The sequence below is a fragment of the Pseudomonas sp. GM33 genome (assembly GCF_000282295.1).
GTDB lineage: Bacteria > Pseudomonadota > Gammaproteobacteria > Pseudomonadales > Pseudomonadaceae > Aquipseudomonas > Aquipseudomonas laurylsulfatiphila.
Genome location: NZ_AKJO01000065.1, coordinates 1 through 23861 on the forward strand (window position 1 = coordinate 1; position 23861 = coordinate 23861).

The window sequence follows — 23861 nt, forward strand, 5'->3', positions numbered from 1 at the left end:
CGGCCCGCCGTACCAGGACAGGCGCATTTGCCGCGGCAGCCGGGTACGCCGGGACTGGATGTCGGTCAATTCGAAACGCACGACTCCGTCGTCATGTCGGGGCAAGCCGGTGACCCGTCCTTCGACCCAGCGGGTTTCTCCGTCCAGCGCCGGCGGCAACCGGTCATCCAGCGCCCACTGCGCATTCGCGCAGGCCCAACTCAATCCGAACAGGTAAAACGCCACCGGATACGCCCTGAACGGCAACAACATCAAACCCGCCACCGGCATCGCCAGCCACAACCAGACCGGCGGCAAAGCCGGTAAAAAACGCAAAGTCAGCAGACCCAGCGCCAACGCCATCATCCCTGTGCGCATAAGCCCGTCCTTGAGAGTCCCCTCCAAGGCTTAGCCCGCCCGTCGCGCGAGCGCCGTTATCAATTGTCACAAAGTCTGAATGGGCAGTTCATAGAATCCAGACATACTTGCCCCCCTGACCGACCGAGAAGCCTTATGCCCCGGCGCTTATTCAAACGTTACATGCCAGACCCGATGAGCATCAGGGAACACAAGTCCTTACGCTTTCTCGGCACGCTGCTGCATGACCCGAACCTGTGGCACCTCAACCGCCACTCCGTGGCCCGTGCCATGGCGGTGGGTCTGTTCGCGGCGTTCCTGCCAATCCCGTTGCAGATGCTGCTGGCGGCAACCCTCGCCATTATCGTGCGTGGCAACATGCCGATTGCCGTGAGCCTGGTCTGGCTGACCAACCCGATCACCATGCCTGCCGTGTTCTTTTGCACCTACCAGACCGGCGCCTGGCTGATGGACGTCCCCGCCCGGCAGTTGCCGGACTCACTGACCTGGGAATGGATCAGGGGCGAAATCTCGACCTTGTGGCAACCGTTCCTGTTGGGTTCGGTAGTGACGGGGCTGGCACTCGGCGCGCTGTCCTACTTCATGGTGATGACGTATTGGCGCTGGTGGGTGGCAAGGCAATGGAAGCGGCGCAAGAAGAGCCGGATGTGAAAATGCAAAACGGCGCCCCAAGGCGCCGTTTTTTAAATCTGCCATACACCCCCTGTAGGAGCTGCCGCAGGCTGCGATCTTTTGATCTTGATTCGGGCCCGTCAAAAGCCAAAAGATCGCAGCCTGCGGCAGCTCCTACAAGGAAGGTCAGGTGCGCATCCCGCGTCCGCTGACCAGCAACCGTGCACAACCGATGTACAGCACTACGGTCGCCACCAGCATGAAAGCGATGGCCACACTGATGCGGATATCCGATACGCCGAGGATGCCGTAGCGGAATGCGTTGACCATGTGCAGCACCGGGTTGGCCAGTGATACGGTCTGCCAGAACGGCGGCAGCAAGGTGATCGAATAGAAGACCCCGCCCAGGTAGGTCAGTGGCGTCAGCACGAAAGTCGGAATGATCGAAATATCATCGAAGTTGCGCGCAAACACGGCGTTGATGAAGCCCAGCAGCGAGAAGATGGTCGCCGTCAGCACCACCACCAGAATGGTCACGCCCAGGTGATGCACCTGCAAGTGTGTGAAGAACAGCGACAGCAGGGTCACGATGATCCCCACCATCAAGCCGCGCAGCACGCCGCCCAGGGTGTAGCCGATCAGGATGGTGTGCGGCGATAGCGGCGAGACCATCAGCTCTTCGATGGAACGCTGGAATTTGCTGCCGAAGAAACTCGACACCACGTTGCCGTAGGAGTTGGTGATCACCGACATCATGATCAGCCCCGGCACGATGTACTCCATATAGGTGAAGCCACCCATGTCACCGATTTGCCGACCGATCAGGTTACCGAAGATCACGAAGTACAGGACCATGGTGATGGCCGGTGGCAGCAGGGTCTGCGGCCAGATCCGGGTGAAACGCCGGACTTCACGGTAAACGATGGTGTTGAGGGCAATGAGGTTGGGGCGCAACTCGGAACTCATACCGCCACCTTCGACAGATTTTTCTCCACCAGGGACACGAACAACTCCTCGAGGCGATTGGTTTTGTTACGCAGGCTCAGCACTTCGATGTTCTGCTGCGCCAGCTGGGTGAACAGCGCGGTGATGCCCATGGACTTTTCCACCTGGACTTCCAGGGTGTGGCTGTCGATCAGCCGGGACGGGTAGCCGAGCAACTGAGGCGCGGCGGGCAGGTCGCCCTTGAGGTCCAGCAGAAAGGTTTCGACATGCAGTTGGCTGAGCAGCTGACGCATGCTGGTGTTCTCGACGATGGTGCCATGGTCGATGATGCCGATGTTGCGGCACAACTGCTCAGCCTCTTCCAGGTAATGGGTGGTGAGGATGATGGTGATGCCTTTCTGGTTCAGCTCGGTGAGGAAGCTCCACATCGAGCGACGCAACTCGATGTCCACCCCGGCAGTCGGTTCGTCGAGGATTAGCAGGCGCGGTTCATGCACCAGCGCGCGGGCGATCATCAGGCGACGCTTCATGCCGCCGGACAGTGAACGCGACGGCACGTCCTTCTTGTCCCACAGCCCCAGTTGGGTCAGGTACTGTTCGGCGCGTTCCTTGGCGATTTTCGCCGGGATGCCGTAGTAGCCGGCCTGGGTCACGACGATGTCGAAAGTCTTTTCGAACTGGTTGAAGTTGAATTCCTGAGGCACCACGCCGATGGAGCGCTTGAGCTGCGCAGGATTGCGGTCCAGGTCGTGACCGAAGATATTCACTGTGCCGCTGGTCTTGTTCACCAGGGTCGAGAGAATACCGATGGTCGTGGATTTGCCGGCGCCGTTGGGGCCGAGCAAGGCGAAAAAGTCACCTTCGGCGACTTCCAGATCGATACCACTCAGGGCCTGGAAACCGTTGCCGTAGGTTTTGGTTAGCTGCCGGATGGACAGAGCGGAACTCATATCTGATTTACGCACCAAGAAGGGAAGAAAGGGATAAGTATGGGCGGCGGCGAACAATACAACCGCAACAACTTGGCACAATGGTGCTTGTCGCCGCCACACAAGTACAGTCAAGCGTGTCGATAGTGAGTATTAAGTCAACGCGGTCATGACCGCCTTTTGATACGCAGGGCGCTGTTTCAACCGCGCGTACCAGGCCTGCAGATGCGGTAGTGGCGCACGCTCGATCGGCATCTCGAACCAGGCATAAATGAAACTGCCCAGAGGAATATCACCCATGCCGATCTCGTCTCCGGACAGGTAGGGCGTGTTCGCCAACGCCTGGTCGGCCATCGCCAGCAGCGTGTCGCATTCCTTGATCGCCGCCTTGATGGCGGGCCAGTCCTGCTGGTCTGCCGGGGTACGCAGCACACCCCAGAACAGGGTACGGAACGGGCCGGCAAAGCTTGAGGTGGTCCAGTCCATCCATTTGTCGGCGCTGGCACGGGCTTGCAGATCCGCGGGGTACCAGGCCGTGTCGGCGGCGTGGCGGGCCATCAGGTAACGCACGATGGCGTTGGATTCCCACAACACGAAACCATCGTCCTCGATTACCGGCACCCGACCGTTGGGGTTCATCGCGCGGTACTCGGGTGTATCGACGACACCAAAAGCGCCACCGGCATCGATCGCCTCGTAGGCCAGGCCCAGTTCTTCGGCGGCCCACAATGGCTTTCTCACATTCGATGAGTTTTTCCGACCCCAGATCTTCAGCATGACCGCCTCTTTTTCGATAAGTGGGCAGGCAGCATACGCCGGATCAGGGGCGACTCAAATCGCTCTGCATGTCCCCCAACAGCGGTTGCAGTTGCTCACCGAACAGGTGCGGATAGCATTTTTCCAGATGTTCGAAAAAGAACGCCTCAGGGACGTCGGCGAACTGGCCGTGATCGACGAGGTACTCCATCAGCTTCGCACCATCACGGTTGAAGGGATGAAAAACACTGTCGTTGATCCCGTCGAATTCCAGCGGCGCCACATTGAACAGCTCGCAAAGTTTGCGGTTGAACGCCGGCGTCGCCTTGATCCAGCGACCCTGCAAGTAAAACTCGGTGTAGCCGTGCATGGCGAACATGTCGCTCTTGAGCAATTCAAGCAGGCGAGGCGTCGACAAATGATTGCGCACATCCGCCAGGCCGATCCGCGCGGGAATCCCGCAATGCCGTGCTGCACCTGCCAGCAACGTGGCCTTGGGCACGCAGTAACTCTCCCCGGTCGCCAATGCATGACTGCCGCGCAGGGTCTGCGGATCGCGACTGAAGGTGTACGGGTTGTAGCGCACCGCTTCGCGCACGGCGTAATAAAGACTGATCGCCTGTTCAAGCGGATCGCGACTGGCACCGCGGTGTTTTTCGGCGAACTCCACCACAGACGGATGGTCACTATCGATGAAGCGGCCGGGACTCAGGTACTCGTGCATGAGAATAATCTCCAGGGGAAGCCCCGAGTCTAGCGAGAGCTTCAGCACAGAGATAACGACGTTTCGGCCAAATATGGGCGCTTTGCCGCTCGTTCAATGAAGGTTTTTCCCACGTGTGCGGCCATCTGGCCCACGAAAATCATCCTGGGTTACCACCCGCCTGTTTTGCGGATGCCGTCTAAGCTCTGAGGGCTGGTTCGCCCTGGTTTCACGGAGGAATAAATATGCTGCTGTTGTGGATACTGGTTCTGCTGGTCGGTATTGCTTATCTGGCCCACCGCCGCATTGCCCCGCTGCCCGCACTGGTCATCGTGGCCGTCTATGTCGTGGCCATGGGCGCTTTCAGCCGCGCGCCGGGCTGGTTACTGCTGGTTTTCTGGGTACTGATCGCTGCCGTTGCCGCGCCCTTGCTGCTGCCCGAGCTGCGTCGCAAATTGTTCAGCGCGCCGATGTTCAACTGGTTCCAGAAAACCCTGCCGCCGATGTCGCAGACCGAACGCGATGCCATCGACGCCGGTACGGTGTGGTGGGACGGAGAGCTGTTCAGTGGCCGTCCGGACTGGAGCAAACTGCTGTCCTATCCCAAAGCGCAATTGAACGAAGAAGAACAGGCTTTCATCGACGGGCCGACCGAAACACTCTGCACCATGGTCAATGAATGGCAACTCGGTCAAACCATGGACCTGCCGCCCGAAGCCTGGGCGTTCATCAAGGACAACGGCTTTTTCGCCCTGATCATCCCCAAAGAGTTTGGCGGCAAAGGCTTCTCTGCCTATGCCCACTCGCAAGTGGCGATGAAACTGGCGAGCCACAGCGGCGACCTCGCCTCCACCGTGATGGTCCCCAACTCCCTCGGCCCGGCCGAATTGTTGCTGCACTACGGCACCGACGAACAACGCAATCATTACCTGCCACGCCTGGCACGCGGCGACGACATCCCGTGCTTTGCCCTTACCGGTCCGCTGGCCGGCTCCGACGCGGGCGGCATGCCGGACTCCGGGGTGATCTGCAAAGGTGAATGGGAAGGCCAGGAGGTTCTCGGCCTGCGCCTGAACTGGGAAAAGCGCTACATCACCCTCGGCCCGGTGGCTACCCTACTCGGCCTGGCGTTCAAGGCCTATGACCCCGATCACCTGCTGGGCGACAAGGAAGACCTGGGCATCAGCCTGGCGCTGATTCCGACCGACACCGCCGGTGTCGAGATCGGCCGCCGGCATCTGCCGCTGGGCGCCGCGTTCATGAATGGCCCGAACTCGGGCAAGGACGTGTTCGTCCCGCTGGAGTTCCTCATTGGCGGCCAGGAGATGCTCGGCAAGGGCTGGATGATGCTGATGAATTGCCTGTCGGTCGGGCGTTCGATTTCCCTGCCGGCGGTGGGCACCGGCATGGCCAAGTTCACCAGCCTGGTGACGGGCCAATACGCGCAGATTCGTGAGCAGTTCAATGTACCGATTGCCGCTTTCGAGGGCATCCAGGAAGCCATGGCCCGCATTGGCGGCAACGCCTGGATGATGGACGCCGCCCGCATGCTGACCGCCAATGCGGTCGACCTGGGCGAGAAACCGTCGGTGCTGTCGGCGATTCTCAAGTACCACCTGACCGAGCGCGGCCGCGACTGCATCAGCGATGCCATGGATGTGCACGGCGGCAAGGCAATCATCATGGGGCCGAACAATTACCTGGGCCGTAAATGGAACGGCGCGCCGATTTTTATCACGGTGGAAGGCGCGAACATTCTCTCGCGCAACCTGATGATCTTCGGCCAGGGCGCGATCCGCTGCCATCCCTTCGTGCTCAAGGAAATGGCCCTCGCCGGCCGTGAAGACAAGGATCAGGCGCTCAGAGAATTCGATGGCCTGCTGCTCAAGCACATCGGTTTTGCCGTGGGCAACGCTGCCAGTACGCTGGTGCTGAATCTCGGTTTCGGGCACCTCGAACACACCCCGGGCGACAAACTCAGCCAGGGTTACTTCCGCGCCCTCAATCGTCAGGCCGCTGCTTTCGCCCTGCTCGCCGACCTCAGCATGATGCTGCTGGGCGGCGCACTGAAGCGCCGGGAACGCCTGTCCGCACGGCTGGGTGACGTACTGAGCAACCTTTACCTGGCCTCTGCGGCACTCAAGCGCTATCACGATCTCGACACACCGGAGTACATGACGCCACTGGTGAGCTGGGCCATGGAAGAAAGCCTGGGGCAGGCGGAACGGGCCATGGATGAGCTGCTGAACAACTTCCCGAACAAAGTCGTGGGCTGCCTGTTGCGGGTGATCGTGTTCCCGCTCGGTCGCCGACACAAAGGCCCCTCGGACAAACTCGCTGCCGAAGTCGCTGCCTTGATTGGTCGCGCCAAGGGCGACCCCGCCCTGGAGGAATTGCTCCTGGGTTGCTATCGCCCACAGGCGAGCGACGATCCGGTCGGCGCCTTGCAACACGCCTGCAACCTGTTGAGTGCCGCACAGCCGCTGCAGAAAAAGCTGCATGTGGCACTCAAGAGCGGCCAGGTCAAACCGCTGGCCGGCGAGTCGCTGATCGATGCCGCACTCGAGGCTGGCGTATTGCAGCCGGTGGAAGCGCAAACCCTGCGTGAAGCCGAGGCGGCCCGGCGCAAGGTGATCGATGTCGATGACTTTGACCAAGAGGCGTTGGCACTGGCCGAGGGAAAAGTCCGCTGATCCCTTCAAACATGTAAAAACGGGCGCGGGCGCTTTATACTCCCGCGCCCGTTTTGCTCTTGAGGACTTATCTCTTGTCCAACATCGTTGCCGATCATCTCGTTTTACTCGACCACCTGCGCAGCATCCTGGTCGCCGTAGGTGAGGCCGAGCAGGTTCCCGACGAAAGCCATGCCTTGTTCCTCGAGCGCTTCGACGAGCTGCTGGCGTTACTGCCTGTCGACCCGATCGAAAGCCAGTACCTGGGCCAGGACATTCTGTGCCAGGTCATCACTCGCTATCCGCAAATCGCGCACCTGGTGCCGCGTGACCTGCTGTGGTATTTCGCCGGTGACTGCCTGCATTACATGCCCGACGATGAAATCGACCTGTACCAGGCCCTGGAAGAGCGTCGCTTCGAAGCCGAACAGAACGACGAACCTTTCGACTGGAACCAGGAAAAGCAGCTGCTGGCGTTGTCGAACCAGGACAGCAAGCACTGATCTGCAAAAGATCGCAGCCTTCGGCAGCTCCTACTGGAACTGCCGAAGGCTGCGATCCTTTGTTTCGACCTTCAAAACAAGCCGTCACTCTCCGGCAGTTCATACTCCGATGGCGACCAGCCCGGACCATTCGACCGACCCGGCTTGCCCAGCGTCGGCTCCTTCGCCAGACATTCCACCAGGTAATCGATCAACACCCGTAGCTTGGGCGGCAGGTATCGGGTTGGCGAATGCAGCAACCAGGCGCCGCCGTGGTAGGACGCCAGAAAGGTCCAGTCCGGCAGCACTTGCACCATCAACCCCTTCTCCAGGGCATGGCGCGCCGTGAAATACGGCAGGCTGCCAATCCCGATGTGCTGCAACACCGCGCCATAACGTACGCCCGTGTGATTGGCGGCATATCGCCCGCGCACACCCACGGTTACCGTCTTGCTGCCTTTCTTGAATTTCCAGCGTGCGTCGCTGGGTGTTTCGCCCAGGTAAATGCAACTGTGATTGAGCAAGTCATGGGGATGAGTCGGCGTCCCGTGCTCGGCCAGATACTGCGGAGTGGCGCAGAGCATATGATCGATGGTCAGCAACTGCCGCCCCACCAGACCCGCAGGCGGCCGATCGGTGATGCGAATCGCCAGGTCGACATGATCGTCGATCAAATCGACCTGGCGGTCCTCAAGCAACAGCTCCACATCCACCTTGGGATAACGCCGCAAGAACTCCGGCATGTGCGGGTGAATCACGATCCGGCCCACCGCTTTCGGCACGCTGATACGCACCAGCCCCTCGGGTTCATCGGTGAACTGACCACTGACTTCCATCACTGACCGCGCGGCATTGACCATTTCCTGGCACCGCTTGAACACCTCCTCGCCACCATCGCTCAGACGCAGCTTACGCGTGGTTCGTTGCAGCAACCGGGTGGCGAGTGCCTTCTCCAGGCGCGAAATGCTGCGACTGACCGCCGAGGGCGAGGAGCCCAACTGACGAGCGGCCTCGGAGAAACTGCCCGTCTCGACAACCTTGACGAAAATTGCCATTTCACCGAGCAGCGGCAGTGGAAGATTTATGCTCACAACGCAACAGTCCTTTGATGTTTGCCCGGATTATCACGTATTTACCGGCTTTCTATAATAGAAACCGATTACCAATACGAGCCCGCAATATGACGCTGCGCCTTTTTTTCCATAGTGATGAGCTCAAGGCCAACGTGGAAGTCCTGGAATGCACCCCCCACGAAAACGAGTTTGCCGTGGTCTTGCGCGCGACCCTGTTCCACCCCCAAGGCGGTGGACAGCCTTGCGACACTGGCTGGATTGGCGAAAGCCAGGTGCTGCGTGTGGTCCAGGATCCCGAGCGGATCATCCATTTTGTCGATCAGCCGGTAAAAACCGGCATGACGCCAATCCGCGTCGACGAACAACGCAGGCGGTTCAACACACGCATGCATTCGGCTGGCCATTTGATCGGCCACTTTGTCCAGGCCATGGGTTGGATGCCGATCAAGGCGCATCACTGGCCAGGTGAAGGCCGTGTGCAATTCCAGCCGGGCAAGTCAGCGCAGGACGTCGAGGCCCAGGTCATCGAGCATGGCATCGGGCAGTGGATCGACCACGACCTGCCGCGCCTGACCTCACTGCGCGAAGGCGCCCGGGAAATCGGCTTCGGTGACCTGCCCGCTTACGGTTGTGGCGGTACCCATGTACGCAGCTTGAAGGATTTGGGCGCGGTCACCATCGCCTCCCTTTCGCAGAAAAAAGGCACGCTGTCCGTCCACTATCACGTGGACTGAACACTGGGTGTTCGTGGTGGGGTCGTGAAAGACGCCTGATTTTATCGATGCAAACATTGCCCGGAACGCAAAAGGCCCGCCCAGTCATACTGGCGGGCCTTTTTTTGCTTCAGTACACCTCGTCAACATCCGGCAAGCGCGCTGCGCTAAGCCCCTGCCTGTCCACCAGTCTCCAATTTTTGCACCAATAGTTTTCCTTTCACTCATGGCACTTTGGCTTGATTGAACTAATGTCAAACCATAAGAAGTCATAACGGCTCGAATTTCCACGTTAGCTTCAGTGATCAGATAGCGGATTGGCAAAAGGAGTTACCTCACTATGATCCTGGCAGGCGTTTTCCGGCTCTGTAGCTGCATTGCCGATAACTTTCAGGGGAAATCAGGACAGCGGACAGCGCCGTCCATGCCGCGAGTATCGCTCTTGCCGGCAGCCCGGGTCACCGGATCATTGAAAACCGTTTCAGCAAAGGTCGCTCGCTATCCAGCCAGATCAGCGAATGGCGGCCGCTCATATTAAGCACGCAAGGAATAACGCCTGGGCCATGGATGAGTGGTCTGGCGCATTGGGGGGATAGTCCGATCCCCGTGAAGTGATCCGAGACAACTCAGTCCGCCTAAAGACGGTCTATCCAGTGAGGATGTACTTAATGAGCCTTCGTACCGCGCCCACGTTCAAGCGATTTTTCCATGGCCTGCTCTGGATGGGCCTCAGCGTAGAAGCCGCTCAGGCCGCGCCGGCCAATTGTCCGCAACTGGACAATTGGCCGACAACGTACGAGGTCGGTCAGGGACTGCAGAATGAACTGCGCAGCCCCGTTCCGGTAACGCAACTGGCGGTGGGTGACCCGAAAATTGCCGACGTGCAACCCAGCGGCAGCAACGCGTTCATACTCACGGGCATTGCGCCGGGGACCACCAGCCTGATGGTCTGGACCGCCTGTTCGAAAACACCGCGCCAAGCCATGGTGTTCGTCAAGGGCAGGGCCACGTCGGCGCTGACCAGCGTGCCGTCGGTGCCTTCCGACGACCCGTTGCTGCCGAGCCAGGTGCAGACCGATGTCCGCTTCGTTGAAGTCAGCCGGACCAAGCTCAAGGAAGCCTCCGCCTCGATTTTCGGCGTCCGGGGCAACTGGCTGTTCGGCTCGCCGAGAACCTTGCCCACCATCGGCGGCATAGTCACGCCGGCGATACCGGTGAGAAACGACCAGTTCAACCTCACGTTTGCTACCGGCAGTACCCTGGTGGCGATCAACGCGCTGGAAGGCAGCGGTTTCGCCTACACCCTGGCGCGACCAAGCCTGGTTGCACTCAGCGGGCAAAGTGCGAGCTTCCTGGCCGGCGGTGAAGTACCAATTCCGGTGCCAAGTTCAGGCAGCGATAACGTGTCCATCGAGTACAAGGAGTTCGGTATACGCCTGACCCTGACGCCTACCATCGTCGGGAAAAACCGTATCGCACTGAAGGTGGCGCCGGAAGTCAGTGAACTGGATTTCACCAACGCTGTGAGCATCGCCGGCACGGTTGTCCCGGCCCTGACCGTGCGCCGTACCGATACCAGCATCTCCCTGGCCGACGGCGAAAGCTTCGTCATCAGCGGCCTGATCAGCACCCACAACGACTCCCAGGTGAACAAGTTTCCGGGGTTGGGCGATATCCCGATTCTGGGCGCATTTTTCCGCGACAACACCATCAACCGTGAAGAGCGCGAACTGCTGATGATCGTCACTCCGCATCTGGTCCAGCCACTGGCTGCCAATGCACAACTACCGACATTGCCTGGCGAACAGCTGCGCAATTACGACCCGAATTTCTACCGCATGTTCTTCCTGGAAAATGGTGACTTCGACAGTCTCAGCGGACTCTCGCAATGAAACGCAGCCTGAACCGCACTGACCTCGCCCTCACTCGTAACGGTGACTTTGAACGCTTGCCGGGCCAGCTGTGCTGCCATTGGCCAGGCGTTCAACCTGTTGTAGCCAGAGGACATTCAATGAAAGCAGTCATTGCAATAGCGGCGACATTAATGCTCGCAGGTTGTGCCAGCAATGGCATGCCTTCGCGACCGGGTAGCTGTGCCAAGCCCGGCTCGGAGCAAGAACTGGCCCTGAACCTGGCCGACAACATGGCCGAAGAAGGCCGTTTGTATGCCAGCCTGGCGAATCTGGAAGGTTTGCCCGATAGCGTGGTCCAGGTTCGCCTGCGCAAGGCTCGGGTGCTGCGCTTGATGGGGCGTAGCGGCGACGCGCAGCCGTTGTACGAAAGCTTGCTCGGCACCTGTCTGGCGGCTGAAGGGGAACATGGCCTGGGTCAGTTGGCCGCCGCCAAAAATGATAACGCCACCGCTGCCATTCACCTTGAGCGTGCGGTGAAGATGGCCCCCACCGACGACAAGATGCGAAATGACCTGGGGGTCGTCTACCTCAATCAGCGACGGATCCCTGAAGCACGCTTTGAGTTCATGACGGCCATGGAGCTCAAGCAGGCAAACACACTGGCGGCACTCAATATGGTGACGCTGCTGATCTACCAGGATAACTGGAAGGCGGCTGCCGAACTCGTGACCCGCGCCGACTTGAGCCCCAAGCAAGTCGTAGAGGCCCAAACCCGCGCGGAAAAACTCAAGGCTTCCGCCCGAAAAGTGGTGGCTACCGATGGCAATCGCAAGACTGAGGTAGCCGATGCCTCTACCAGTGCGAACAAGTAGAACGTACGAGGACTCGAGATGAAGACCAAAAGGCTGTTGATCGGGTGCATGGCTTGCCTGTCCACCACTGCCTGGGCCATTGAGCCGGGCCCTTCTTCGCCGTATCAACAAGGCACCGAGCAGTGGTTGCAGCTGCAGATTCGCGGTGTGGTTGCCTCCCCTCACCTGCAAACCGCTTCGGCCACCGAACGTGACCTGGCCATGCAGCGCTGGCTGAACAGCTTTAACTTCCCGATTCCGGAATTTTATGACCAGGATTCAGCGGGACAAATGACCATCGGCAACTGAGGCATGTCGATGGGTGATCAGCCTCTGGCGTATTTCAGAGTGGCCTGGCTGCAAAGCCGGGCTTGATGTCGTGTGCAGGAAAGCAGTGACATCTACGCATTATCCATCCCTGGACGGATTACCCCGTAGGAGCTGCCGAAGGCTGCGATCTTTTGACTTTAAGCGATCGTGATATCGCAGGAAGATCAAAAGATCGCAGCCTTCGGCAGCTCATTCAGGGGATGTGTAAACCTATGGCAGGAAAGTACAGATCAAGCTCGGGTGGCGAGGCCATCTTGCTCGACAGCCCCGCCCGTTTACCTCCTCACCCGAATGTTCTGAGCACGCCGATCAGGGAAGGGCCGATGGCGACCAGGAAGAAGCTCGGCCACAGGCAGAAAATCAGTGGGAATATCAGCTTGGTACCGATTTTCGCCCCCTCCTCTTCGGCAGCCTGCGTACGCCGGTCACGGAATTCATCAGCATAGATGCGCAGAGTGTCGGCCACGCTGGTGCCGAAACGGATACTTTGCGCCAGTAGACTGACCAATCCTTGAATGTCCTCCAGCCCGGTACGCGCGGCCAATTGCTTGAGCGCCTCGGTGCTGGAAATGCCTGCACGGATTTGCGCATTGACCAGGGCCAGTTCTTCAGCCAGTTCGACCTGACTGACTGACATCTCCTCAGCCACCCGTTCGATGGTCGTGGGCAGGGCCAGGCCCGACTCCACACAGACCACCATCAGATCCAGTGCATCCGGAAACGCGGCACGCAGCCGACCTTGTAGCATTTGCTTGCGCTTGCCGACATACAGCGCTGGCACCAACCATCCGATAGCGGCCACCATGACCACCAACAGCAGCCCCATGTTCAGGGACATTTTGGGAATCATCGGCAACAGTAGCAACGCAATACCGACCAACACCAGTGGTAACAGCAAGCGCACCGCCCAGTACATCTGCACCGCCGAAGAGGAACGGTAGCCCGCATGCGTCAACAAAGTCTTGGTGGCAGACGCCTGAGTCGATTCGGCCGGGGCAAAACGCTGGCCGACTCGCTCCAGTAACAGTTGCAGGTTACCCGGAGCTTCCTGTCCGGTCGAATTGCCTAAATGGCCACGCTTGATCAACGCCAGACGGCGCTGCACCGGGTCCTGAAGCCCCTGCATCAGCAAGATCACGGCGACGACCGCAAGCACCGTACTGAAACCGATCGCACCGAGGAACAACAGGCGCGCCATCTCCTCGTTCCCCGTGACCCGACTGAACAATCCGAGTAAAAAGTCCATGACCTGTACCTCCCGGTAGCGAATACCGCTTAAACCTGAATCCGGATAATTTTGCGTATCCAGAGAATCCCGATCAACATGGCGCAGAAAGCCCCGATGATCAGCTTGTGTCCTAGAGGATCATTGATCAGCACAGGCAGGTACTTGGGGCTTGTAACCAGGATCGCTATTGCCAGCACGAAGGGAATGGCCACCAGTATCCAGGCCGACATCCGCCCTTCGGCCGACAAGGTCTTGACCTTGCGCTGAAAGCGAAATCGCCCGCGGATCAGGCGACTCAGACGCTCCAGCACCTCGGTGAGATTGCCGCCGGTCTCACGATGGATGAGGATCGAGGTCACCAGCATCATCACCGTCATGCTGGGCATTCTCTCCAGCAGGCCAAGCATGGCCCGACGTACATCGTTGCCATAGTTGATATCGGCGAAGGTCAGGCCAAACTCATGAGCGACCGCCCCCTTGTGCTCCTCGGCCACCAGGCGCAGGGTTTCGTTGAATGGGTGCCCGGCGCGCAGAGCGCGGCACATGGCATCCAGCGCATCCGGCAGGCCTTCCTCGAACTCAGCGAAACGCTTGCCACGGTCGTAAGAGATTTTCAGTATGGGTAACCAGAAAATCGCGAAACCCGCCACCAGCGCCATCCACCAGACTGACGAGACCATCCAGATCAAAATACCCGTCGAGCCCCCCAGCACCAGCCCGAGCAGCAATACCCGGTAGGCCCGGTATTCGTGCCCGGACTGCTCAATCATTTGCGTCAATACCTCCATCAAGGGCAGCTGTTCAAGCCTGGCCTCCAGGGGCGACAAACGCGTCAGGTATTTCTGTCGCAACACGGTCTGCATGTTGGGCTGATTGTTGGCTTTCTCCAATACATGCAAGCGAGCACGAATGCGCTTGCGCATCTTGCCAGCCTCGCCAAACACCGGCACCGCCACGCTTTGGGACAAGAGGAAGACGGCGATAAACACCATGCCGAGGAACATCAGAATGAATTCACCAGGAATATTGTTCATGACTGCCGTGCCTCCATCCACTCAGGTCTGAACATCGTCAGCGGCAACTCGATGCCGCGCTTGGCCAGCACATCGCGGAAGGCGGGGATCATGCCGCTGGGCCGATAATCACCCAGCACTTCGCCGTTTTCGCCCATGCCATGACGCGCAAAGGAGAAGATTTCGGTCATGGTGATGATCTCGCCTTCCATGCCGTTGATTTCCTGCACGCTGACCAGGCGGCGCTTGCCGTCCTCCTGACGCTCCAGCTGGATCACCACATCGATGGCCGAAGCGATCTGCTGACGCATGGCCTTGATCGGGAAGGTCGCCCCGGTCATCGACACCATGTTCTCGACCCGCCCCAACGCATCACGCGCGGTGTTGGCATGGATCGTGGTCAACGAGCCGTCGTGGCCGGTGTTCATCGCCGTCAGCATGTCCAGCGCCTCGACGCCGCGCACTTCACCGATCACGATGCGGTCCGGACGCATCCGCAGGCTGTTGCGCACCAACTCCCGCTGGCTCACCTCGCCGCGCCCCTCGATGTTCGAAGGCCGGGTTTCCAGGCGCACCACATGGGGCTGCTGCAGCTGCAGTTCGGCCGAGTCCTCGATGGTGACGATCCGCTCGTTGTGCGGAATGAAACTGGACAGGACATTGAGCATGGTGGTCTTGCCACTGCCGGTACCGCCGGAAATCAGCACGTTCAAGCGCCCACGCACTATCGCCTTGAGCAGCAGGGCAATGGCCGGGGTCAACGTCCCCACCTGGATCAGGCTGTCGGTATTGAGCAGGTCCACTGCAAAGCGCCGAATCGACATGCTCGGGCCGTCGATGGCCAGCGGCGGGATAATCGCGTTGACCCGCGAACCATCCTTGAGCCGGGCGTCCACCAAGGGCGAGGACTCGTCGATTCGCCGCCCCAGGCTGGAAACAATGCGGTCGATGATGTTCAGCAAATGCTGATCATCGCGAAAGCGCACATCGGTGCGTTGCAGCTTGCCGAAGCGCTCGACATACACCGAGGCAAAGCCGTTGACCAGAATATCGGACACGCTGTGATCGGCCAGCAATGGCTCCAGGGGGCCAAGGCCGAGCACCTCATCGGTGATCTGCTTGATGATCAACTGGCGGCTGGAAGTACTCACCGGTGCCGAATGCTCGTCGAGCAGGCGCTGGCAAATATCGCGAATCTGCCGCGTGGCCTCAGCCTGTTCCAGGGAGTCCAGCAAGGACAGGTCCATGACCTTGAGCAACTGCTGGTAGATCTTTTCTCGCCACTCGGCTTCCACCGGGGTGACCTGACTTCTGGTTTCGTAAAGAACGTCCGGCGTTGCACGTTCCCACGCCATTATTTCCTCTGCCGGATCCGGCAGGTCGTCACCCGGCTGGTTAGCCAGCGACGGGGCGGGTTTACCGGACTGTTTGCGCAAGCGGTTACGAAAGTCGCTGATCATGGGTCACCCCCCGAAAAAACGGTTGAAGGCGCGTTTGAACACGCCTTTTTTTCCAGCCATCTGATTGCCGACCAGGTCATCGGCCACGTTGCGCAGGGCAGCGGTGATCGCCGCCTTCGGAGCATGCAGCTCCAACGGCACGCCAGTGTTCTGACTCTGGCTGACCAGGTTGAAGTCGTTGGGTAATTTCGACAGGTTCGTGCAGCGCAGCGCCTCGCCGATATCCTTGAGGCTGACCGCTGCCGACTTGTCATAGCGGTTGACCACTATCTGCAATTGATCCCCACGCACACCCAGGTCTTCGCGAAGAATCCGCACCAGGGAGCTGGCATCGCGCAGATGGCTGACGCTCTGCTGCACCACCACGTAGACCCGATCCACCTGTTCCAGTACGGAGCCGGTGAGGTGGTCGATTTGCCGTGGCAGATCGATCACTACCCAGTCATAACTGGCGCGGGCCAACTGCATCAGGGTATCAAGTTGTTCGGGTTGGGCATCCTGCGGCAGACACAGCTCTCCGGCCCGGCCACCCAGCACATGCAAGGTCGGGCTGAAGTGACTGCAAAAACCCCGTAGCGCAACACTGTCCATGCCGTCGATCTGATGCAACACCTCAAGATGGCTGTGGGTTTGCGCCACATCCAGGTAATGCGTCACGCTGCCAAATTGCAGGTCCATATCCAGCAACAGGGTACTGCCACCCTTCATGCTCAGCTGCTGAGCCAGGTTGCAAGCCAGCATGGTGCCGCCGGATCCGCCCTTGGCGCTGATCACGGCGAGCAATTTCCCCTCTGTCCCGCTGCCAGTCCGAACCTCCATGACCAGCCGATTCAAGGCGGCGACCAGTTCCGTCTCGGCGACGGGCTCTGGCAGCACGTCACGGGCGCCGGCCTGCATCGCCAGGCGCATGCCTTCCTGCTCGCTCAGCAACCCACACACCAACATCGGCGGACGCTCATGGGCCGGACGTTGCAACAGTGCCGACAGCTCCTCGCGCCACAGGTGGCTAACGCGCAACAGCAATAGATCAGGCATCCGGTCCAGACCGTAGAGCGGGTCGACATGCCCATTGCTCACCAGGCGAGTGCTCACCTCCAGGCTGGGCATGCGCTGGCAGACGCTCTGCAGATCGCGCAACGACGTGGCATCTCGGCTGCTGATCAGCAACCTGAGCCCGGCTTTGCCGGTCGAACTGGAGAGCGGGGTATCCTTGGTGTTCAGCATGGCGTGATCTCCCCGGAATCGGAATGACGCCCGAGGCTTTCGCGTGGCAACGTTGCCCTGAATTCAGGCAAGGTAATGGGCACGCCGAACCCGGGAATGAACAGATTGAAAACGAAGTTTTGCAGACTCAACCGGACATAGCGGATGGCACGAAAGCCATTGGCGCTGACAGTGTCAGCAGGGTTGGCCACCAGAGCACCATTGACGTCCAGATAGCTCAGCGTCAGGTGGGTGGTGGCCAGATCGCCGATCAGCTGGCTATTACCTGCATCCCCCGCCGCGTTGAAGATCGCCCGCTGCAATACCACCTCATCGCTGATGTTGCACACCGCCGCCAGGCGCGTACCACGGCGCACGGCTTCATCCAGCGCATTGACCGTAAAGTACAGGCGGCCCATTTCCACTACGCCGAACAACAGCGTGAACACCAGCAGACCAACGATAGCGAACTCCACCGTATAGGTGCCGCGCATGTGTTTTCTATTCATCACAGGGCCCTCATCACGGTAGTGGCAACCAGCGGAATGCCCAGTGCAATCTGATTACCAAAAAAACCGGGAATCGATCCGGCGCAATTGCCAGCGCCAATCACCGGGCAGAACGTGTAAGTGATGGTGACCCGCACATGGTCGGTGCCCACTGCGGCGACGACCACGTTGCCAGTCGTCAGCCCTGACACCACAGCGGTCCCGGTGTTGGCGGGCACGCCATATACCGCAACGTTTTTCGTCTGGGTCTGCAGCGTGTTACTAAGAGTGATCGCACCAAGCGTCGAGTTCCAGGCCTGGCTGGCGACGAAACGGTCGGCATCGCGGCTGGCCTGTAGCAGGACGTTGTACTGATAAAGCATGCGGCCGAACTCACCGAAGGCCAGCAACAGCAGCAGCAACACCGGCAGGACGAGGGTGAATTCCACCATGGCCAAGCCTTGCTGGCGCTGCCGATGTTTAAATCCATGAAGTCTCATGACGCCCCCTACGAGTCAGTGCTCGGAGTACCGCTGCCGTTGAGATAGGTTTTGTACAGCTGAATGATCTGCGGGCCGGAATCGGTTGACGGTGAGGGGCCAGCCACGTTGTCGCCTTCGCACTCCATCACGAACTGGCCGAAGATCTCCGCATCCTTGCCGCCGCCATCCATGGGCTGCACCACGAAATAACAGCCAAAACCGAGGACCGGGATCGAAGTTGAACCGCCCTGTTTACCGGTGCAGTTGCCCACCACGATTTTCAGCATCCGGCGCTCGAACACCCCATTGCTCTCACAACCACTGCCGGACCCAGCGACACATGCGGCAACGCTCGCACGCCAGTCGTTGTAGTCCAGTATCGCCTTGCCGCCCGCCGTGAGAGTGCCATTGTTCGAGGTGACGGTTTGTCCCTGGTACTTCGGGCCTGTGCCGTCGTCAGTGATGGCGGGGTTACTGGACGTGGTTACCAGATCCGGCGGATAGGCCGAGGCACTGACCGGGCCGTTGTAGATGCCGAAGCGCGTATTCAGGCCTTGAGACGCAGGGCCGACCTTGTTGCCAGGCTCTGTCGTGACGTTGTCTCCCACATTGCGGCAGACCTTGCCGCCTCCGGCCATCTCCTCCCTGACCGCATTGCCTCCCGAGCCAAAATCGAGCAACTGAAAGTTGCCTGGACCAATGGGCGACGAATTGCCGGCCGCCGTTTTCAAAACCTGCAAATCACCATATTGAAAGCCCCAGAACATGCCGGCCGCCGGGTTATATTGAGTCGGGTTGCCACAGACCATCAAAGGCGCAAGATCGCAGGGACTGGTAGGGCTTGGGCCAGCGGTGGCAATCGCCGCCACCGCTTTGGCTCCCAGGTCGCCAGGGCCGAATGCCTGGGCGAAGTTCCAGAAAAATCCCGTCAGGCTATAGCTCGGTACCGATACCCGAACATACTTGGCATCCGCCGGCCCGGGATAGGAGAACGGGCCATAGACGCTGCTTGCCAATTCCACCACCGCAAATGCACCTGGATTGCCACCGACAGCCGTGGCCAACTCGTTGTTGCCCGTGGCATTGGCATTCTGTACCAGCGTATTGAGCGCGGCGGTACGCGTCGTGCTGGCACTGTTGGCGCCAACCGCCACCTGACTCAGGGTTTTGGCACCACTCAGGGCGGCGGCGTCCACCGCATTCTGCAAGCGCGTTTTGTTCAGCAGCATATGCCCGCCGTCCAGAGCCAACGCTGCCATCATGCCCATCGCCGCCAACGCGATCACCATCAATGCACTCACCGATCCTTCCTGGCGCCTTGGCGTCGAAGTGAACGGCCGCTGAATACGAAGATTCATCATCAAGCCCTCGATTGCCGATACTGATCCGGATCGGCTCCGCCAATACCCTGGTGCCCAGGCACCTTTTGCACCCTGTCAGCGAATTCTGATTTCTTTGGCTTCGATTCCGCGGATGATGGTGATAGCCCTGCCACCCTCGCTGCCGCTGCGCTGTACCACACGTTTTGGCGCCTCGGCGGTGGCCACAGCCATAGCCGGGGCAACAGGCGTAGCAGGCGCAACGACCACCGCTTTCTTCTCGAGGTTCAGCGGGTTACGCAGCGCCAGTTGCAACTTGCCTTCCGTCTGCGCCGTGACCAGGGCTTCCGCTTCAGCGGCCGACATCTCCAAGGTCACTGCGCGCACCACTACCGGCTGGGTCTTGTCGGTGCCCGCGGTCTGATCCACCGCCAACACCCGCAAGTTCTCAAGAATGGTCCTGGACGTGGCGCTGTTACTGCCGGCACTGGTGGTTTTGGTCGCCAGTACATCGACCCGGTTACCCGGCAACAGGAATCCGCCCACGCCCACCACGTCGTCCACCCGTACCGATATGGCGCGTTTGTCAGGAGCAATCAAGGAAGCCAGGGTACTGCCCCCCAGGTGCTCACTCAGACGCGCACCGCGCACGATGTCGCCCCGCAGAATGTCGAAGGTTGCGATCTTGCCCACGGCTTTTTCACTGGCATCGAAGGCATCGTCCGGGATCGTATCCATGGGCATGCGTACGGTCGTGACCTGCTGGGCCTCGACCATCTGCCCGAATGGAATCTCTACCGTGGCAACCACCACGCTTCGAAGGTGGTCATCCGGGCTGGCATTGAGCCGCGCGCTCAGCCAGGAGTCGGCCATCCATGCAGCCCCAAGGCCCATGACCAGGGAAACGCCTATCAAGGTAAGAGTACGAGAGCTCATGTCAGTATCTCCGCATCAAAGAAAGTCGAGCTGGACGAAGTAGTTGTGCCAGGCCCATTCCAACTCTTTCGGTGACAGTGGTCCGGAACCGCCTATATAACGCTGGCGATCGAGTGCCATGTTAAGGAGATCGCGGGGATGGCAAGGCACCAGGGGCATGCCTTCACTTGCATAAAGCCTTTGCAGTACATAACGCACCAGCAGCGGGTCATAGGAAATGCCCAGACGCTCGCTTTCCTGACGCCAGATCTTTTCGTACTGCTCGGGCTTCAGGTAACCGAATTGCAGCTTGTAGCCAATCCGGCGAAGGAAGGCCTCATCGGCCAATTCCAGGGGATTGAGGTTGGTGGAAAACACCAGAATCAGATCGAACGGCAGCTCACAATGCCGACCGCCGCCCAGGTTGAGAAAGTCACGCTTCTCTTCCATCGGGACGATCCAGCGATTCAACAGTTCGGCGGGGGCCATGCGCTGACGCCCCATGTCGTCGATGATGAACAGGCCATTGCTGGCCTTGAGCTGCAAGGCGGCCTGGTATTGACGGGTGAAGGGGTCATAGCGAACGTCCAGCTGTTCCATACTCAACTCACCGCCCGTGATGACGATCGGGCGTTTGCAGCACAGCAGACGACGGTCGATGCCTTCATTGAGCATCAGAGTGTTCTGCTGAACGTTGTCATCGAGCCGCTGATGCACCTGCGGGTCATAGATCTCGATCACCGACTCGTTGATGACGATGGCATGGGGGATCCAGATGGCCTCGGCGAACAAACGGATCAGCCGACTGCTGACATAAGTCTTGCCGGTACCCGCGGGGCCATAAATCATGATTGCGCGCCCGGAGTTCATCGCCACACCCAATTGATCGAGCATCTCCTCCGTGAGCACAACGCCAGCCAGGGCATTGCGCATATCGTTGGCGTTGATGCGACCATGGTGAATGGTCTGTAGCTTGATCAGGGACCGGTAGGTGCTCACCGGAAACGGTGCTGCACCGATGTAACCACTGCGCGACAGTGCATCACGGGCGGCACTGCGACCACGTTCGGTCAGGCCATAACGCAGCATCTGCCCGCCCGTTTGACTCACCTGGCCCAGCACTTCGACACGGCCATCCTTGCGCAAAAACGCCAGGACCTCTTCAAGTACCGCGCCGGTCAGCGCCAGACGGTCCACCAGCCGCGACATGTCCAACACACCGGCGTCGTGTAAATGCTTGCACACCAACTCGCCGAGAAAACTGTCCGTCAGGCCAGTTTCGCGGATAGTACAGGGCTGCGGAGCCAGCCGTTGCACCGCTCCCCGATCGCTGGGGTAGGCATCACTATCGACGATGACGTGCATGACTAACCTCCCAATCCACCGGCAACAAGTTGCCAGTAGACGCTGTTCAAAGTGCCTATCAAGATTGCAATCGTGTAAGGGAAAGGCTTGCCGGCTACTTCATCTGAAGTCGGCGCCAGATAAGCTTGCGCCCTCAGAATCAGCCAATAACGTCCCAAGGTCTGACGCAGTTGACCGCGAACCAGCACGATCAAAAAGCCGCACACGCCACCGGCTATCAGGCTGAACAAGGCAGCCCACAACGCAAAAGGAAACGGTAAAAAACTGCCGACCATGGCCATTAACTTGACGTCGCCGGCAGCCATGCCACCCGAGACGTACATGGGCAGAAACACCCCAAAACAAATCAGGATGCCCAGCAGGCTGTCACCCAATCCGCTGACACCACCTGAATAGGTCTGACCGGCCAATCCCAGGGCAAGGCCCAACAGAACCAGCGTGTTGGGGATACGGTGGCGAAGCAGATCGCTCACCACCGCCACGCCCAATAGTCCTAGAAGTAAAGCAGTCGACACCAGCAAATCCATGGACATGGCGCGTATCCCCACCGTGATTTACTCTTATGAGCAGACACCATCTTTGACCGCATTGCACAGGGCTGTGATCCTGAGGAGCACCTCGTCGCCCAAAAGACCGAACATAGTGGCAACAGCAACCGTAATCATCCCCCCCGCCACCGCATACTCCACAATGGTCAGACCATCTTCGTCTTTGACGAACTTCACTACCGAAGTCTTGATTGTTTGCATGATCATTTTGCCCACCTCACTCGAATGTTGTTTTTTCTGAGGCAGTACTTTCTGCGCTGCCTGAGTGCAACCCTAGTCAGGAGCAAGGCATGGGCGTTAGGAAGATTTTGCACATCGCTAGGACTTTTTTGCGGGGCGGCCAATACGCAGCATTGACCTTTGCAGCAGTAACGGGAGGGGTAAACAAGGCATTGAAACGCAAAGGCAATCGCCATTGATTCACAAGCGACAGGCGGTTAAACCCGGCTTTTTCGACGAGACACAAGCAAATAATCGCCCGGAACTGCCGTCCAGATAACCCATAGAGGGAAAAGAACTAAAAATCGTATTTTCTATCAGGATTAAATCTGCAAGTTTGATGGCACATTGGCAATACTGGCGATGAGAGTCACTAGAACCACCAGAGTAGAGACATGACGTCCAATTTGACCAAAAGGCCATCGCTCCTATGGTTCGATCTGACTCATGATCGGTCCACGAAAGAACTCGTCACGCAGTTCGAGGATGCCTGCGACTGCAAACTGGCAAAAAACTCCGTGCTGCCCATCGGGGAACAGGCAGACATGATCTGCATCCATTTTGATCGCCCCGACACTCCAGGTTTGAAGCTATTGCTGGAGATCAAACGCACCACCCCTACCATCCCGATCACCATGTTCACCGTGCAGCACTCGGAGGAACTGGCGGTATGGGCCATGCGCTCCAGCGTCTGGGAATACATGGTGCTCCCGTTCTCGACCACCGAGAAGAAACGTTACCTGACGGCGGTGCTGCAGCTCTGCGAGCTGCGCCGAAATGCCAACGGCCAGGACAAATCTTCGCAGATCGAACACTCCCCGACCCTGCCGGACAGCATCCGGCTGACCTCAGGCCACCAAAAACACCAGGCACTGAACAGCGTCATGCTGTACATCGAACAGCACTTTCGTGACAGCATCGATCAGAGGGACCTGGCGCAGCGCTGCGGCATGACGACATTTCGCTTCAGCCGCCTGTTCAAGGAAGCCAATGGACTTGGCTTCACGGATTACATCCTGGACAAGCGCATGAACTTCGCCAAAGAACTGCTCGACAACAGCCAGATGCCGATTACCAGCATCGGCTATGAGGCCGGCTTCAAGGATCCTTCCTACTTCGCTCGTGCCTTCAAGCAGTTCGCAAACTGCACGCCCAGCGAATACCGCCTGGCACGACAAATCAGAGCGACTGCAACTGTGCAACGGGTACAGGATGAAGCAACCACTGACGCGCTCGAAAGCCTTGTACAGAGCCTCAGCAGTTGATTCGGTTTTTTACGCGCAAACAAAAACGCCGCTCAATGAGCGGCGTTTTCGTTAAATATGGAGCGGGAAACGAGACTCGA

25 protein-coding genes are annotated in these 23861 nt (G+C 59.1%); 8 read left to right on the top strand and 17 right to left on the bottom strand.

All coding sequences use genetic code 11. The annotated features are described in order from the left end of the window. Nucleotides 1-357, bottom strand: a 357-nt coding sequence (locus tag PMI26_RS21740; RefSeq protein WP_007972349.1) for a DUF4131 domain-containing protein, incomplete at its 3' end; no start/stop codon positions are given. A gap of 135 nt (nt 358-492) precedes the next feature. On the opposite strand from PMI26_RS21740, the gene PMI26_RS21735 reads away from it, so the two are divergent. Next, entirely contained in the window at nt 493-1008 is a 516-nt protein-coding gene (locus PMI26_RS21735) for a DUF2062 domain-containing protein (protein WP_007972350.1), read from the top strand. A 147-nt stretch (nt 1009-1155) separates the two neighbouring features. On the opposite strand, the gene PMI26_RS21730 is transcribed toward PMI26_RS21735, so the two are convergent. From PMI26_RS21730 to PMI26_RS21715, 4 genes are all read right to left on the bottom strand, one after another. Further along, nucleotides 1156-1935, bottom strand: a complete 780-nt coding sequence (locus PMI26_RS21730) for an ABC transporter permease (protein WP_007972352.1) — start codon at nt 1933-1935, stop codon at nt 1156-1158. Next, nucleotides 1932-2864 (bottom strand): ABC transporter ATP-binding protein, encoded by a 933-nt coding sequence (locus PMI26_RS21725; RefSeq protein WP_007972354.1) that lies wholly within the window; start codon nt 2862-2864, stop codon nt 1932-1934. The genes PMI26_RS21730 and PMI26_RS21725 overlap by 4 nt, the downstream gene beginning before the upstream one ends. Before the next feature lie 132 nt (nt 2865-2996). After that, the gene (locus PMI26_RS21720; RefSeq protein ID WP_007972356.1) at nt 2997-3620 is read right to left on the bottom strand and encodes a glutathione S-transferase family protein; all 624 of its coding nucleotides are present in this window, start codon (nt 3618-3620) and stop codon (nt 2997-2999) included. Between the two features lie 43 nt (nt 3621-3663). Beyond that, nucleotides 3664-4323, bottom strand: a complete 660-nt coding sequence (locus PMI26_RS21715; RefSeq protein ID WP_007972358.1) for a transglutaminase-like domain-containing protein — start codon at nt 4321-4323, stop codon at nt 3664-3666. 224 nt (nt 4324-4547) lie between these two features. Here PMI26_RS21715 and PMI26_RS21710 point away from each other — a divergent pair, with 224 nt between their 5' ends. Together PMI26_RS21710 and PMI26_RS21705 are read left to right on the top strand one after the other, a co-directional pair. Next, nucleotides 4548-6995, top strand: a complete 2448-nt coding sequence (locus PMI26_RS21710; RefSeq protein WP_007972359.1) for an acyl-CoA dehydrogenase — start codon at nt 4548-4550, stop codon at nt 6993-6995. A gap of 74 nt (nt 6996-7069) precedes the next feature. Further along, nucleotides 7070-7477: a PA2817 family protein gene (locus PMI26_RS21705; RefSeq protein WP_007972361.1), complete on the top strand. Its 408-nt coding sequence runs from the start codon at nt 7070-7072 to the stop codon at nt 7475-7477. Between the two features lie 71 nt (nt 7478-7548). Here PMI26_RS21705 and PMI26_RS21700 read toward each other — a convergent pair whose 3' ends face one another. Then, on the bottom strand, nt 7549-8547 hold the full coding sequence (locus PMI26_RS21700; RefSeq protein WP_007972362.1) for a LysR family transcriptional regulator: 999 nt from the start codon (nt 8545-8547) through the stop codon (nt 7549-7551). 89 nt (nt 8548-8636) lie between these two features. Between PMI26_RS21700 and PMI26_RS21695 the strand changes: the two genes are divergently transcribed. The 4 genes from PMI26_RS21695 (at nt 8637) to PMI26_RS21680 (ending at nt 12255) form a co-directional block, all read left to right on the top strand. Beyond that, nucleotides 8637-9263, top strand: a complete 627-nt coding sequence (locus tag PMI26_RS21695; RefSeq protein ID WP_007972365.1) for a hypothetical protein — start codon at nt 8637-8639, stop codon at nt 9261-9263. A 647-nt stretch (nt 9264-9910) separates the two neighbouring features. Next, the gene (locus PMI26_RS21690; RefSeq protein ID WP_007972367.1) at nt 9911-11134 is read left to right on the top strand and encodes a type II and III secretion system protein family protein; all 1224 of its coding nucleotides are present in this window, start codon (nt 9911-9913) and stop codon (nt 11132-11134) included. Between the two features lie 119 nt (nt 11135-11253). After that, nucleotides 11254-11967, top strand: coding sequence for a tetratricopeptide repeat protein (locus PMI26_RS21685; protein ID WP_007972370.1), 714 nt, complete (start codon nt 11254-11256; stop codon nt 11965-11967). An 18-nt stretch (nt 11968-11985) separates the two neighbouring features. Then, nucleotides 11986-12255: a DUF3613 domain-containing protein gene (locus PMI26_RS21680; RefSeq protein ID WP_007972372.1), complete on the top strand. Its 270-nt coding sequence runs from the start codon at nt 11986-11988 to the stop codon at nt 12253-12255. Nucleotides 12256-12559: 304 nt separating this feature from the next. Here the strand turns inward: PMI26_RS21680 and PMI26_RS21675 are convergent, their stop codons facing one another. The 11 genes from PMI26_RS21675 to PMI26_RS21625 all read right to left on the bottom strand — a co-directional run bounded on the left by PMI26_RS21675 (nt 12560) and on the right by PMI26_RS21625 (nt 22504). Next, nucleotides 12560-13522, bottom strand: coding sequence for a type II secretion system F family protein (locus PMI26_RS21675; protein ID WP_007972374.1), 963 nt, complete (start codon nt 13520-13522; stop codon nt 12560-12562). 29 nt (nt 13523-13551) lie between these two features. After that, on the bottom strand, nt 13552-14538 hold the full coding sequence (locus PMI26_RS21670; protein ID WP_007972376.1) for a type II secretion system F family protein: 987 nt from the start codon (nt 14536-14538) through the stop codon (nt 13552-13554). Beyond that, nucleotides 14535-15977 carry a CpaF family protein gene (locus PMI26_RS21665; protein WP_007972378.1) on the bottom strand — a complete coding sequence of 481 codons (1443 nt, stop codon included), beginning with the start codon at nt 15975-15977 and terminating at the stop codon, nt 14535-14537. Before PMI26_RS21665 ends, PMI26_RS21670 begins: the two co-directional genes overlap by 4 nt. Nucleotides 15978-15980: 3 nt before the next feature. Further along, nucleotides 15981-17201 (bottom strand): AAA family ATPase, encoded by a 1221-nt coding sequence (locus tag PMI26_RS21660; RefSeq protein WP_007972381.1) that lies wholly within the window; start codon nt 17199-17201, stop codon nt 15981-15983. Beyond that, nucleotides 17195-17689 (bottom strand): TadE/TadG family type IV pilus assembly protein, encoded by a 495-nt coding sequence (locus tag PMI26_RS21655; RefSeq protein ID WP_007972382.1) that lies wholly within the window; start codon nt 17687-17689, stop codon nt 17195-17197. Before PMI26_RS21655 ends, PMI26_RS21660 begins: the two co-directional genes overlap by 7 nt. Then, nucleotides 17689-18168, bottom strand: coding sequence for a TadE/TadG family type IV pilus assembly protein (locus PMI26_RS21650; protein ID WP_033047615.1), 480 nt, complete (start codon nt 18166-18168; stop codon nt 17689-17691). The genes PMI26_RS21655 and PMI26_RS21650 overlap by 1 nt, the downstream gene beginning before the upstream one ends. Before the next feature lie 8 nt (nt 18169-18176). Further along, the gene (locus PMI26_RS21645) at nt 18177-19511 is read right to left on the bottom strand and encodes a Tad domain-containing protein (RefSeq protein ID WP_007972386.1); all 1335 of its coding nucleotides are present in this window, start codon (nt 19509-19511) and stop codon (nt 18177-18179) included. A 75-nt stretch (nt 19512-19586) separates the two neighbouring features. Beyond that, nucleotides 19587-20405 carry a Flp pilus assembly protein CpaB gene (gene cpaB / locus PMI26_RS21640; RefSeq protein WP_007972387.1) on the bottom strand — a complete coding sequence of 273 codons (819 nt, stop codon included), beginning with the start codon at nt 20403-20405 and terminating at the stop codon, nt 19587-19589. 15 nt (nt 20406-20420) lie between these two features. After that, nucleotides 20421-21749 (bottom strand): hypothetical protein, encoded by a 1329-nt coding sequence (locus PMI26_RS21635; protein WP_007972388.1) that lies wholly within the window; start codon nt 21747-21749, stop codon nt 20421-20423. A gap of 2 nt (nt 21750-21751) precedes the next feature. Then, nucleotides 21752-22282, bottom strand: a complete 531-nt coding sequence (locus PMI26_RS21630) for an A24 family peptidase (protein WP_007972389.1) — start codon at nt 22280-22282, stop codon at nt 21752-21754. A gap of 27 nt (nt 22283-22309) precedes the next feature. Further along, nucleotides 22310-22504, bottom strand: coding sequence for a Flp family type IVb pilin (locus tag PMI26_RS21625; RefSeq protein WP_007972390.1), 195 nt, complete (start codon nt 22502-22504; stop codon nt 22310-22312). A gap of 407 nt (nt 22505-22911) precedes the next feature. Here PMI26_RS21625 and PMI26_RS21620 point away from each other — a divergent pair, with 407 nt between their 5' ends. Continuing rightward, nucleotides 22912-23781 carry an AraC family transcriptional regulator gene (locus PMI26_RS21620; protein ID WP_007972392.1) on the top strand — a complete coding sequence of 290 codons (870 nt, stop codon included), beginning with the start codon at nt 22912-22914 and terminating at the stop codon, nt 23779-23781. The last annotated feature ends 80 nt before the right edge of the window (nt 23782-23861 follow it).

Excerpts from the sequence above, each read along its gene's own strand:
- PMI26_RS21735 (WP_007972350.1), top strand. The coding sequence starts at position 493 with ATGCCCCGGCGCTTATTCAAACGTTACATGCCAGACCCGATGAGCATC.
- PMI26_RS21730 (WP_007972352.1), bottom strand. The coding sequence starts at position 1,935 with ATGAGTTCCGAGTTGCGCCCCAACCTCATTGCCCTCAACACCATCGTT.
- PMI26_RS21725 (WP_007972354.1), bottom strand. The coding sequence starts at position 2,864 with ATGAGTTCCGCTCTGTCCATCCGGCAGCTAACCAAAACCTACGGCAAC.
- PMI26_RS21720 (WP_007972356.1), bottom strand. The coding sequence starts at position 3,620 with ATGCTGAAGATCTGGGGTCGGAAAAACTCATCGAATGTGAGAAAGCCA.
- PMI26_RS21715 (WP_007972358.1), bottom strand. The coding sequence starts at position 4,323 with ATGCACGAGTACCTGAGTCCCGGCCGCTTCATCGATAGTGACCATCCG.
- PMI26_RS21710 (WP_007972359.1), top strand. The coding sequence starts at position 4,548 with ATGCTGCTGTTGTGGATACTGGTTCTGCTGGTCGGTATTGCTTATCTG.
- PMI26_RS21695 (WP_007972365.1), top strand. The coding sequence starts at position 8,637 with ATGACGCTGCGCCTTTTTTTCCATAGTGATGAGCTCAAGGCCAACGTG.
- PMI26_RS21690 (WP_007972367.1), top strand. The coding sequence starts at position 9,911 with ATGAGCCTTCGTACCGCGCCCACGTTCAAGCGATTTTTCCATGGCCTG.
- PMI26_RS21685 (WP_007972370.1), top strand. The coding sequence starts at position 11,254 with ATGAAAGCAGTCATTGCAATAGCGGCGACATTAATGCTCGCAGGTTGT.
- PMI26_RS21680 (WP_007972372.1), top strand. The coding sequence starts at position 11,986 with ATGAAGACCAAAAGGCTGTTGATCGGGTGCATGGCTTGCCTGTCCACC.
- PMI26_RS21675 (WP_007972374.1), bottom strand. The coding sequence starts at position 13,522 with ATGGACTTTTTACTCGGATTGTTCAGTCGGGTCACGGGGAACGAGGAG.
- PMI26_RS21670 (WP_007972376.1), bottom strand. The coding sequence starts at position 14,538 with ATGAACAATATTCCTGGTGAATTCATTCTGATGTTCCTCGGCATGGTG.
- PMI26_RS21665 (WP_007972378.1), bottom strand. The coding sequence starts at position 15,977 with ATGATCAGCGACTTTCGTAACCGCTTGCGCAAACAGTCCGGTAAACCC.
- PMI26_RS21660 (WP_007972381.1), bottom strand. The coding sequence starts at position 17,201 with ATGCTGAACACCAAGGATACCCCGCTCTCCAGTTCGACCGGCAAAGCC.
- PMI26_RS21655 (WP_007972382.1), bottom strand. The coding sequence starts at position 17,689 with ATGAATAGAAAACACATGCGCGGCACCTATACGGTGGAGTTCGCTATC.
- PMI26_RS21650 (WP_033047615.1), bottom strand. The coding sequence starts at position 18,168 with ATGAGACTTCATGGATTTAAACATCGGCAGCGCCAGCAAGGCTTGGCC.
- PMI26_RS21645 (WP_007972386.1), bottom strand. The coding sequence starts at position 19,511 with ATGATGAATCTTCGTATTCAGCGGCCGTTCACTTCGACGCCAAGGCGC.
- cpaB (WP_007972387.1), bottom strand. The coding sequence starts at position 20,405 with ATGAGCTCTCGTACTCTTACCTTGATAGGCGTTTCCCTGGTCATGGGC.
- PMI26_RS21635 (WP_007972388.1), bottom strand. The coding sequence starts at position 21,749 with ATGCACGTCATCGTCGATAGTGATGCCTACCCCAGCGATCGGGGAGCG.
- PMI26_RS21630 (WP_007972389.1), bottom strand. The coding sequence starts at position 22,282 with ATGTCCATGGATTTGCTGGTGTCGACTGCTTTACTTCTAGGACTATTG.
- PMI26_RS21625 (WP_007972390.1), bottom strand. The coding sequence starts at position 22,504 with ATGATCATGCAAACAATCAAGACTTCGGTAGTGAAGTTCGTCAAAGAC.
- PMI26_RS21620 (WP_007972392.1), top strand. The coding sequence starts at position 22,912 with ATGACGTCCAATTTGACCAAAAGGCCATCGCTCCTATGGTTCGATCTG.